The 11,095-nt window shown below is 56.9% G+C and carries 7 protein-coding genes and 1 pseudogene; 4 read left to right on the plus strand and 4 right to left on the minus strand.

Annotation, left to right across the window (positions count from 1 at the left end; all coding sequences use genetic code 11):
* Window positions 1-16 precede the first annotated feature (16 nt).
* Window positions 17-1,669, minus strand: a complete 1,653-nt coding sequence (locus EnteroDNA1_RS02675) for an MFS transporter (protein ID WP_069302793.1) — start codon at window positions 1,667-1,669, stop codon at window positions 17-19.
* A 203-nt stretch (window positions 1,670-1,872) separates the two neighbouring features.
* Here EnteroDNA1_RS02675 and EnteroDNA1_RS02680 point away from each other — a divergent pair, with 203 nt between their 5' ends.
* Window positions 1,873-2,667: a YdcF family protein gene (locus EnteroDNA1_RS02680; RefSeq protein ID WP_069302794.1), complete on the plus strand. Its 795-nt coding sequence runs from the start codon at window positions 1,873-1,875 to the stop codon at window positions 2,665-2,667.
* A 53-nt stretch (window positions 2,668-2,720) separates the two neighbouring features.
* Here the strand turns inward: EnteroDNA1_RS02680 and gap are convergent, their stop codons facing one another.
* The gene (gene gap, locus EnteroDNA1_RS02685; protein WP_069302795.1) at window positions 2,721-3,722 is read right to left on the minus strand and encodes a type I glyceraldehyde-3-phosphate dehydrogenase; all 1,002 of its coding nucleotides are present in this window, start codon (window positions 3,720-3,722) and stop codon (window positions 2,721-2,723) included.
* A gap of 189 nt (window positions 3,723-3,911) precedes the next feature.
* Here gap and cybB point away from each other — a divergent pair, with 189 nt between their 5' ends.
* Window positions 3,912-4,442: a cytochrome b561 gene (cybB, locus tag EnteroDNA1_RS02690; protein ID WP_069302796.1), complete on the plus strand. Its 531-nt coding sequence runs from the start codon at window positions 3,912-3,914 to the stop codon at window positions 4,440-4,442.
* 110 nt (window positions 4,443-4,552) lie between these two features.
* Here the strand turns inward: cybB and EnteroDNA1_RS02695 are convergent, their stop codons facing one another.
* Both EnteroDNA1_RS02695 and EnteroDNA1_RS02700 read right to left on the minus strand, forming a co-directional pair.
* On the minus strand, window positions 4,553-5,620 hold the full coding sequence (locus tag EnteroDNA1_RS02695) for an oxidoreductase (protein WP_039262552.1): 1,068 nt from the start codon (window positions 5,618-5,620) through the stop codon (window positions 4,553-4,555).
* A 13-nt stretch (window positions 5,621-5,633) separates the two neighbouring features.
* A complete protein-coding gene (locus EnteroDNA1_RS02700) occupies window positions 5,634-6,377 on the minus strand; it encodes a DeoR/GlpR family DNA-binding transcription regulator (RefSeq protein WP_047061832.1) in 744 nt (247 codons plus the stop codon).
* Between the two features lie 738 nt (window positions 6,378-7,115).
* Here EnteroDNA1_RS02700 and EnteroDNA1_RS02705 point away from each other — a divergent pair.
* Window positions 7,116-8,453: a TolC family outer membrane protein gene (locus EnteroDNA1_RS02705; RefSeq protein WP_033145478.1), complete on the plus strand. Its 1,338-nt coding sequence runs from the start codon at window positions 7,116-7,118 to the stop codon at window positions 8,451-8,453.
* A gap of 130 nt (window positions 8,454-8,583) precedes the next feature.
* Window positions 8,584-11,085 (plus strand): annotated as a pseudogene (locus EnteroDNA1_RS22665) (Ig-like domain-containing protein); the annotation flags it as partial.
* Window positions 11,086-11,095 lie beyond the last annotated feature (10 nt).

Below are 11,095 nucleotides of genomic sequence, written 5' to 3' on the forward strand. Positions count from 1 at the left end.
TCCAGAAATATTTCAATTATTTGTTGCCGGTGGCGTTCTTAAGCGCCATACGGGCAGTGATGCGCAGGCGCAGCAAGCGCCATAAAATCCAGACCAGCGTGGCGGCAGCGATGCCCGCCGTCAGCAGATAAGTATCGTTGTAAGCCAGAATATTCGCCTCAAGCGTCGTCACCGTTTGCAGCTGCGTGATCGCCTGCGTTCCCAGCAGCGAGCTGTCGCCAATCAGGCTCCGGTACATCTGGGTGTAAATCTGGATACGCTCGTTGACCAGCGGATTGAGCGTGGTGAGCTGGTCCGCCAGCAGGCTGGAGTGGTACTTCTCGCGCCAGGTCTGGAAGGTTCCGAGGATCGCGGAACCCAGCAGGCCGCCGAGGTTCTGACTCATGCCGAACATCACCGAGAAGCTGACCAGGTTGCGCGGGTCGGCGATCACCCCGCCAATGGCGGCCAGCATGGCGGGCGCCAGGAAGAAGGCGCTGCCGAAGCCCAGCAGAAACTGGCTTAGCATCAGCTGATCCGGCCGGGTCAGGTTGTTGGACTGGCTGTCCAGCAGCGAGGCAACAATCATCAGCGCCAGGGAGGTGATAATCGGCCACGCCAGTTTGGTCGGCTTAATCGTGAGGCAACTGGTGACAATCCCGCAGACGATCCCGGCGAAAATGGACCACGCCAGGTGGGTCATCTGCTCGTTCTGTAACCCCACGTACTGCAGCCAGCCGATGACCCCGGTGTTTTGCTCTGCCAGCACGATACGGATCAGCAGCATGATGAGCCCCAGACGGACGATGCTGCCGCTCGACAGCCAGCGGGTGTTCAGCAGCGGGTTGGCGCGGTTATGTTCAAAGACGATGGCGGCCACAATCAGCACCAGCGATAGCGCCAGCGACCAGCCGATCCACGGCGCCTCGAACCACCAGTAAAGGCGGCCCAACGAGAGCACGGCGCAGAGCAGGGCCATTCCGGGGGCCATTAAAAAGAAGGTGATGAAGTCTTTTTTCTCAAAAACCTTGCGCCTGTCGCCCGGCGGCAGTTTTAAGGCGATTACGCAGGCCAGGGAGATCAGCGCCAGCCCGAGCTCGAAGAAATAGAGCCCGCGCCATTCGTCCAGCTGCAGCAGTTCGGTGGAAAACAGGCGGGCAAGTGGGATAGCGAGCGACGACCCGGTAATCCCGATGGTGAGCGCCTTCAGGCGGTGCTTCGCAGGCCAGGCCTGGATCTGATAGTAAATCCCCAGCGAGCTGAGCGCGGCGGCCACCATCCCGTGCGCGGCGCGCACCATCAGCGCCGAGCTGAGATCGTTAACGAACAGGTGGAAAAAGGTCACCAGCACGTACAGCACCAGAAAACCTTCCGTGAAAGCGCGCAGACCGTACTGCTGGCGGAACTTGACCAGCAGCAGGTTGATAGAGATGTTGGTCATGACGTAGACCGCGGGAAGCCAGGCGATTTCGGTCGACCAGGCCCCAAAGGTCCCCTGCAGGTTTTGCAGGTTGGCGGTCACCACCGCATTTCCCAGCGCCCCCGTCAGGCACACCAGCAGGCCAACGACGCCGTAGGCAATGCGTTTTGGCGTACTGTGCTCGGGTGTGGAAGGCGAACCCAGCAGGGCGGGTTTCTCATGTGGCTGCCACTCGCGAGGAGCATAAGGGTCGCGTTCGGGCAGGCGCATAACGTCGTTTACCTTAGAAATAATTGAATAATTAGCGGGCTAGCGATTCTACGTCTGCCGCAAATGATAATTCAAGTGAATATGATTTACGCAAGTTAATCAAATGTAGAAGGGAAGTTTAAGGAAAAAGAGCGGCCCGATGTCGCCGTTGTGTTGAGAACCTGAAGTCGCTACCCTGAAGGGATAGAGAGAAGGAGTTCATCATGGAACAGCCCCATTTTCCCATCCTGCCGGATGCCACGCTGGCGGCCATCAATACTGTCGGTGAATGGCTGGCGCAGGACGACCTGAGCGACAGCCGCCAGCCCCCGGACGTCGATGCGGTGATCCTGGCAGGAAACGCGGTGATCCCGACCATTGAGGCGGCCTGCCGTATTGCCACGCAGAGAGACATCCCGCTCCTGATTAGCGGCGGTATTGGTCATTCAACCGCGTTTTTATATGCCGCTATCGGCAGTCATCCGCGTTATCACACCTTGCCCGTCGAAGGGCGGGCGGAAGCGAGCATTCTTGCCGACATTGCGCGGGAGTTCTGGCAGATCCCCGAGACGCGCCGGTGGATTGAGGATCAATCCACCAACTGCGGTGAGAACGCGCGTTTTAGCTGGAACATGCTGAAACAGCATCAGCGAGCGACCGGGCGGGTGCTGGTGGTGCAGGACCCGACGATGCAGCGCCGTACGATGGCGACGTTTGCCCGCGTTTGTCGGGATGAGCCCGTGTCACCGCAGTGGATAAGCTATCCCGGGTTTACGCCAACGCTGCACAATGGCAAAGAGGGCGTGGAGTTTAGCGCGGGCAATAGCGGACTGTGGCCCGTTGACCGCTACCTGTCACTGGTTCTGGGGGAGCTGCCGCGTTTGTATGATGACGTTAACGGCTATGGTCCGGCCGGGCGGGATTTTATCGCGCACGTTGAATTCCCGGATGCTGTGATTGCCGCATGGGAACAGTTACAGCAGGACCCGGTTCTGAAGGGGGCGCGTAAAATAATCTAAGCACGGAACCATTCCCTCGCCCCATTGGGGAGAGGGTTAGGGTGAGGGGAAAATCACAGCGCCGCAAACTTATCCAGCGTCCGCACCATCTGCGTCACGAAACCATATTCGTTGTCATACCAGGCTACCGCTTTCACCAGCTGCAGCTCTCCCGCTTCTGACACCTCCGTCTGCGTGGCGTCAAACACCGAACCATAATGCGAGCCAATCACATCGGACGACACAATCTCTTCGTCGGTATACCCGAACGATTTATTGCCCTGCGTCGCCTTTTTCAGCGCGGCGTTGATCTCCTCAACGGTCACTTTCTTGCCCAGAATCGCCACCAGCTCGGTGACTGAACCCGTCTTTACCGGCACGCGCTGCGCGTGGCCCTTCAGCTTGCCGCTGAGCGCAGGGATCACCAGACCGATGGCCTTTGCCGCACCGGTGGTGTGGGGAATGATATTCTCTGCCGCCGCCCGCGAGGCGCGAAGGTCTTTCCCGCGCGGGCCATCCACCAGCGCCTGCGTACCGGTATAGGCATGGATGGTGGTCATGGTGCCCACTTTTATTTCAAACGCATCGTTCAGGGCTTTTGCCAGCGGGGCGAGGCAGTTGGTGGTGCAGGATGCGACGGAAATAATGGTGTCACTGGCGTCAATGGTGTCGTCATTCACGCTGTAGACGATGGTTTTCATCTCGCCCGCAGGCGCAGAGATCAGCACTTTCTTCGCCCCGGCGTCCAGGTGCGCCCGTGATTTCTCTTCAGAGGTATAAAAGCCGGTGCACTCCACGACGATATCCACGCCTGCGGCTTTCCACGGAATGTGCTTCGCCTCTTTTTCGGCGTACACCGCAATGGTTTTACCGTCGACAATCAGCGCATCCTCGGTGAAATCGACGCTCCACGGGAAGCCACCGTAGTTGGAATCATGCCTGAGCAGGTAGGCCAGCACTTTCGGTGAGGTGAGGTCGTTGATGGCGACGACGGTATTGCTGTCCTGGGTTTCAAGAAGGCGACGCAGTACAAGGCGCCCAATGCGTCCAAAGCCGTTAATGCCAATTTTACTCATGGTGTTCTCCTGTAAACGTGTCGATGCGACAGTTTGAACTCATCCAGGCTTAGACCATCACTGGCAGGGCGGCAATTGAAGATGCTTCATGCGGGAGGAAGTATTTGAAAAACCATACAGAAAAGTTAATGAATTTTTAAGGAAAGGAGATTATGTTGGCGCGGTAACTGTTTTTAATCGGGAAATCACATGCGCACTAAATATACAAGCCTGCAAATCGGCATCCACTGGCTGGTGTTTCTGTTAATCATCGTCGCCTACTGCGCCATGGAGTTCAAAGGTTTCTTCCCGCGCACCGCGCGTCCAGCGATCAATATGATCCACGTCTCGTGCGGTATCAGTATCCTGGTGCTGATGGTGACGCGTCTGCTGGTTCGCCTGAAATTCCGCGCGCCGCCGATTCAGCCAAAGCCAAAAGCGATGGTGACGGGGATGTCCCATCTGGGGCACCTGGTGGTGTATCTGCTGTTTATTGCGCTGCCGCTGATTGGCATTGTGATGATGTATAACAGGGGCAGCGACTGGTTTGCTTTCGGCCTGGCGATGCCGCATGCGGCGGAGTCCAATTTCGACCTGGTTGATATGTTGAAAGAGTGGCACGAGACGCTGGCGAACCTGGGCTACTTTGTGATTGGCCTGCACGCGGCGGCGGCGCTGATGCATCACTATTTCTGGAAAGATAATACTCTTCTGCGCATGATGCCGAAAAAGCGTCAGTAGTGCTGAAACATTGTCGTCGCCTTTCTTGCCCGGCGGCGCTTCGCTTGCACGGGCCTACAAACGGCTCTGAATCGTAGGCCGGGTAAGCGCAGCGCCACCCGGCTTATTTTTTAACCCAGCAGCGCACGCTCTTCGGCAGTTAACGCCAGCGCCTGCGTTGATCCCGTCTCCGACGACTTCACCGCCGCTTCCAGCACGGCCATGACCGCCAGTGCCTCAACAGGGTGGACAGGATTGGTGATTTTCCCGAGCAGCGCATCACGTACGTTGACGTAATACTGGCGCTGATCGCCTTTCGGGGTAGGGATCGTCTGCGGTGCGCCGTCGGCCCCAAAGAACACCATGCTGTCGTCGTCTTCGCCCCAGGTTTCACTGCCGGGGATCACCCCTGCGAGCAGCTGCGCTTCCTGCTGGTCAATTCTGGCTTTCACCACGCTGCCCTTGTCCCCGTGGACGCTAAAGCGCGCCGTACCGCCAGCAACCAGCATGCTGGCGTGCAGAATGACCTTATGCTCCGGGTAGTTTAAGACCACGTGCGCCCAGTCGTTAATTTCTGCGCCGTCGCGCAGCGTCGCGATATTCCCCTGAACCGACTCCGGCAGGCCAAAGAGCTGAAGCGTCTGGTCAATCAGGTGAGGGCCCAGATCAAACCACAGACCGCTCCCGGGGACGTTCTGCTCGCGCCAGCGCACGCGCACTTCCGGGCGGAAGCGGTCGATGTGCGATTCCAGGTGTTTAACCTTGCCGAGCGTGCCTTGCTCAATAATCTGCTTAATGCCGAGGAAATCGCTGTCCCAGCGGCGGTTGTGGAAGACGGAGAGCAGCAGCTGCTTTTCATCCGCCAGCGCAATGAGGTCGCGGGCTTCCTGCATATCGAGGGTAAAAGGCTTGTCCACGACCACGTGTTTCCCCGAGTTCAGGGCCAGCGTCGCCAGCGGGGCGTGCGTGGCGTTGGGGGAGGCAATCACCACCAGATCGATATCAGGATGCTGAATGGCCTCTTCCGGTGTCGCCACCACCTGTACGTCCGGCAGATCGCGTTTAACCTTCTCTTCATCACGAGAAGAGACCACGGCCAGCTTAATCCCGTCCACCGACTGGATCAGCGGGGCATGGAAGGTTTTACCGACAAATCCATACCCGATCAGCGCAATGTTGATTGTTTGAACTTTACTCATGACCTTCTCCACGTTAATTCGCGCATACCGTAACCTGCAGTGCGCTATGGTCCCCAAGCTCAGGCCAGGGACGATCTAAAAAGAGTTGTTGAATGCTGGATAGCCCGGAAACCAGATACGGCTCGCAGCGGTTAATTTTCAGGTGGTCGGCGACAATCCAGTGCGCATGGCTTGCGTCCAGCATCGCGCGTTTCACCTCGGCATCCGCTTCTTTACCGGCGCTCAAACCGAGCTCGGCATGAATGGCGCACGCCCCAAGAATGGCGATATCTGCCCGATAACGGGACAGCAAAGACAGCGTGGCGCTGCCGGCAAACAGTCGCTGCTTGTGGTCCCATTTCCCGCCGAGCAGGATCAGCTCAACGTCTTCCCGGTCGCTAAAATGCTGGGCGATATCCAGCGAGGGGGTAATAACGGTGAGCGGTCCCTGAAGAAAGGTGGCGACGGCCATCACCGTGCTTCCGGCATCCAGAAACAGGGTGGAGCCTGGTGGAACCTGCTGTGCGACCTGTTTACCCAGGCGCTGTTTGGTCTCCGGCAGCAGCGTATTGCGGCCCTGACGGTTCATGGCGGAGAGGTTGAGCGCGATGGCGCCGCCGTGGTTCTTCTGCGCAAGGCCCTGGTTTTCCAGGTCGGTCAGATCCCGACGGATGGTATCCGCCGAAACCTGCAGCTTTTCAGCCAGGTCGGTGATGCTTGCCTGGCCTTGCTCGCTGAGGATATCCAGGACGTAGCGTTGACGAGCGGTTTTGTGCATGGGGTACATTCCTGCAAAATGTCGCAATAGTTTGCATAATACAGCATTTTGACGCAGAGAGAAGGGGAATGTCCTCAGGACGATGTGCGGCGGCGTGATAATTCAGATAGGTGATTATTAAAATTTTATTAAGCAGGTATAAGTAAGCTGTTTTGAATGTTAATCACAATGTTATTGTTATGTTTTATTTAACGATTTGGGTTATGTAACCAGCGTAACGCCATTGCGTGGTGTTAAGTGCTGTTTAATTGAAATTATGCAGGTTTTAATTGCTTTAATTAGTTTTTTAATAGTTTTTAATTTTAAATATATCCCTTTGGCTACGTAAACTGACACTTCTTTGAAAATCTTTGTGTCTGACTCGCGCTGAAATTAACGCAAAAATGTGCACGGAGGGAATTAAGAATTTTCCTTAGATAACAGAGAGTTTATATGTTTCATCTGAAAGGATACTTTTAGAGTTTTGTCCAGAAACCCCATATTTTTTCTTGCTTGTAACACCACATTAACATTGTGGCTGTAGTGGGGTATAACACATTTTGTTATGCTGCTAACCAGTTTAAGAAATAAGTAAATTCTTAATTGAAATAAGATGCGGGCAGATCTCATCTCCGATGGAAATGGGTATGGGGAGTATTACCTGAAATTCAGCAAGGTAGCTAAATAAGATATTTGTCTAATTATCTGTACCTCTTTTTGGGTATTTGCTTGAGTATCACTCAGAGTCAGGGAGATAACATGACGATATTACGAAAGCCTATGTTACGCCGATTTACAGCAGCACTGGCATTCATTTCATTAGCCATAAATACGGCTTTCGCCAATAGTAATCAGGTGGGTATTGCCCCGGTGGCAACCACAACCTTAAAAGAAAGTATTCTTTTTGCGATCGATCGCGATCCGTCAATTAGCCAGCAGGCCGCGCAATTAGGTATTGGCCAGGCACAAATAGATGAAGCGCGCAGCGGCTGGATGCCGCAAATATCATTGAACGGAAGTACGGGGCACAGCCAGACCACCGATTCCAGCGGGTCGCTGAAGAATTCAGCCGCCTGGGGGCTGAGCCTGACGCAGTTGCTGTACGATTTTGGCAAGACCAATAACAGCATCAGCCAGTCCTCCGCCCAGCGCGATAGCTACCGCTACCAGCTGATGGGCACGCTCTCGGACGTGGCGGAAAAAACGGCGCTGAGCTACGTCGAGGTCAAACGCTATTCCGATCTGCTGCAGGCGGCAAAAGATAATGTGCAGGCGCTCAAGAACGTCGAGCAGCTGGCAAAGCTTCGCGCAGACGCGGGCGTGAGTTCGACCTCCGATGAGCTTCAGACCCGCACGCGCATTGCCGGCATGCAGGCGACGGTCGCGCAGTATCGCGCCGCCTTAAACAGCGCGCGCGCCAGGCTTGCGGTATTAACCGGAATGCAGGCAGAGGCCTATTCGCCGGTGCCCGCGAATCTTGCCGTGGAGCCGGACTCGCTCAACCGCATCGATTATTCCCTGATACCGGCGGTGATGGCCGCGCAGAACATGGAACGTTCGGCTCAGTATGGCGTGGAAACGGCGAAGTCCCAGCACTGGCCTACGCTAAGCCTGAAGGGGGGGCGCACCCGTTATGAATCGGACAACCGTTCCTACTGGGACGACCAGATACAGCTCAATATCGACGCGCCGCTGTATCAGGGGGGCGCGGTTTCCGCGCGCGTTCGGCAGGCGGAAGGCGCACGGGCCATGGCCTCCTCTCAGGTCGATCAGGCGCGTTTCGATGTCCTGCAAAAAGCCTCCGTCGCGCAGGCTGACTGGACCGGCGCGCGGGGACGAATGGAGGCGGGGAAGCAACAGCTGGAAAATGCGCTGCGGGCCCGCGATGTTTATAAAAATGAATACACCCTGAGCAAGCGGAGCATTAACGATCTGCTCAGCGTTGAGCAGGATGTCTGGCAGGCCACCTCAGCGAAAATAATCGCCGAGTATGACGGCTGGAGTTCGGCAATTAATTATGCTTCCGCTGTTGATAATTTAATGCCGCTTATTGGAATAGAGAAAAACGCTGCCGCAAAATTACCCGACTTGAGTTAATAAAAGACGCGCAGTGTTGCGCAAAGTAAGACTGAAAATAATGGGTGTTTTTTCCCAGGGATAGCTACATCCGTCTGGTGGACATATCCACAGGAATCCGTACACCTGCAAGGAGAAGAATATGAGTAACATGAAAGTTGTTGATGTCATCATTCGCAAAACGGCGGAGAAAACGAAATTAACCGGCGAAGGAAATCTGTCGGTTTCTATTTCATCGCCGAGCGTGATTGAAATCCAGGGCTCTGCTCAGGATGTGGCGCGTTATGTCCGCCAGGGTAAAGATCTCCTCATTTATATGAAAGATGGCAGCGTTATTCGCTGCAATAACTATTTTGTCGAAGATCCAGAAACGCATAATCAGTCAGAGCTGGTGTTCAACGACCGTCAGGAACTGACGCATATTTCTTTTGCCGATGCCGGGGAAGCGTCAGGCGTTGCGGTGACCGAGTTAACCGCGCAGGCCACACCGATTAGCAGCATTCAACCTTTCCTCGAGCAGGAAAGTGTTTTAAGCGACGCGCCGTGGGGCTGGATTGCGGGGGCTGCGTTAGGCGGCGGTGCCATTGGGGCACTGCTGGCAAACGGCGGTGACGGCGAAACTAAAACAAAAGTCATTGATAATACAAAAGAAGTTGAAAGCGCCACGCCGACCTTCTTGCTGTCGGATAAAGCGGGTGACAAGCAGGGCGTGCTGAGCGCAAACGAGATCACGGACGACAGCAACCCAACCTTTAGCGGCACCGGTCAGCCGGGCGCGACCATCCAGATCAAAGACAGCAGCGGCAGCACCATTGCCAGCGCCATGGTCGGTAAAGACGGCACCTGGACGGTAATATTACCGACCCAGACGGACGGGGAGCACACCTGGTCAGTCGTGCAGATCGACGGCAGTAAAACCACCTCTGCGGGCAGTATCACCGTGACGGTCTCTACCGCCGACGCCGCCATTACGCTGGCCACCACGGCGGGCGATAACGTGCTGAACGCCAGCGAGCAATCCGCGGGCTTTACGCTTTCCGGTGCCAGCAAAAACCTGGCGCAGGGTACCGCACTCACCGTGACGCTGAACGGCAAAACCTACGCGGCTGAAGTCGGGGCAGACGGCGCGTGGAGTGTTAACGTGCCTGCGGCGGACGCGCAGGCGCTGGGCGACGGTACCTGGACGGTCTACGTGAGCGGTAAAGACGCGGCGGGTAACACCGTTAGCGGAAGCCAGACGATTGGGGTGGATACCACCGCGCCAACCCTCTCTGTCGATACCCTCGCGCAGGACAACATCATTAATGCGGCTGAGCACAGCCAGCCGCTGACCCTGACCGGTAAAACGAATGCGGAAGCCGGTCAGATCGTCACGGTCACGCTGAACGGTAAAAACTATAACGCCACGGTGGGCAGCGACGGCACCTGGTCCGTCACGCTTGATGTGAACGACGTGCAGGCGCTGAGTGAGGGTAATCACACCCTGACGGTTAACGTGAGCGACAAAGCGGGCAACGGCTCGTCCGTGACGGCAGATTTCACGGTGGATACCGCCGCGCCGATCGTCACCATCCATACCGTGGCGGGCGACGATATCCTCAATATCAGCGAGCAGGGCCAGGCGCACATTATTTCCGGCCTGGCGAGCGGTGCCGCCGCGGGCGATGTGGTCACCGTGACGCTTGGCGGCCAGACCTTCACCGGCGTGGTGCTGGCGGACGGCAGCTGGAGCGTGGGCGTTCCGGCGTCCGTGCTGGGCGCGCTGGGTGAAGGCAACCACACGCTTTCGGTTTCCGTCACTGACGCGGCAGGCAACACCGGCAGCGCCACGCACGGCATTACGCTGAGCGGACACCCGCCGGAATTTACGATTGACGCCATCAGCCAGGATAACGTCCTGAATGCCCAGGAGGCGATGCAGCCGCTGAGCCTGACCGGCACCAGCAACCTGCCGGACGGCTCCACCGTCACCGTGACGCTGAACAACGTCAGCTATCAGGCAACCGTCGAAAACGGTATCTGGGCGGTCCAGGTGCCGGTGTCCGACGTCCTGAATCTGGCGAACACGCTTTATACCGTCAGCGTCAGCGGGACCGACAGCGTGGGTAACAGCGGTTCTGCCGAGGCGAATCTGCTGGTGGATACCGTTCTTCCGCAGGTCATTATCAATACGTTTGCGGGCGACAACCTGGTCAATAACGCCGAAGCGGGCGTCGATCAAACCCTCAGCGGTCGCGTCACCGGCGCGGCGGCGGGCGATACCGTCTCCATCACCGCAGGCGGCAAGAGCTACACCGCAACGGTTGGCAGCGACCTGACCTGGAGCGTGAAAATCCCGTCAGCGGATCTTCAGGCGTTCGGCGACGGGGATTTAACCTTCACCGCGTCCGTCACCAACGGGCACGGCAATACCGGCACCGGCGAGCGTGATATCAACATCAACGCGGAGCTGCCGGGCCTGCGCGTGAACACCATTTCCGGCGATGACGTGATCAACGCCATCGAACAGCAGCAGGATCTGAGCGTCACCGGCTCCAGCAGCCATCTGGCCGCGGGCACGCAGATTGTCGTCACCATCAACAATGTGGAGTACGTCACCGCAGTTAACGCCAGCGGCAGCTGGCAGATCGGCGTTCCGGCGGCGGACCTGCAGGCCTGGACGG

It is taken from the genome of Enterobacter sp. HK169, assembly GCF_001719105.1.
In the GTDB taxonomy this organism is placed as follows: domain Bacteria; phylum Pseudomonadota; class Gammaproteobacteria; order Enterobacterales; family Enterobacteriaceae; genus Enterobacter; species Enterobacter asburiae_B.

Bases quoted from the DNA above. Each gene is read 5' to 3' on its own strand.
- EnteroDNA1_RS02705 (WP_033145478.1), top strand. From the start codon at position 7,116: ATGACGATATTACGAAAGCCTATGTTACGCCGATTTACAGCAGCACTG.
- EnteroDNA1_RS02675 (WP_069302793.1), bottom strand. From the start codon at position 1,669: ATGCGCCTGCCCGAACGCGACCCTTATGCTCCTCGCGAGTGGCAGCCA.
- cybB (WP_069302796.1), top strand. From the start codon at position 3,912: ATGCGCACTAAATATACAAGCCTGCAAATCGGCATCCACTGGCTGGTG.
- EnteroDNA1_RS02700 (WP_047061832.1), bottom strand. From the start codon at position 6,377: ATGCACAAAACCGCTCGTCAACGCTACGTCCTGGATATCCTCAGCGAG.
- gap (WP_069302795.1), bottom strand. From the start codon at position 3,722: ATGAGTAAAATTGGCATTAACGGCTTTGGACGCATTGGGCGCCTTGTA.
- EnteroDNA1_RS02695 (WP_039262552.1), bottom strand. From the start codon at position 5,620: ATGAGTAAAGTTCAAACAATCAACATTGCGCTGATCGGGTATGGATTT.
- EnteroDNA1_RS02680 (WP_069302794.1), top strand. From the start codon at position 1,873: ATGGAACAGCCCCATTTTCCCATCCTGCCGGATGCCACGCTGGCGGCC.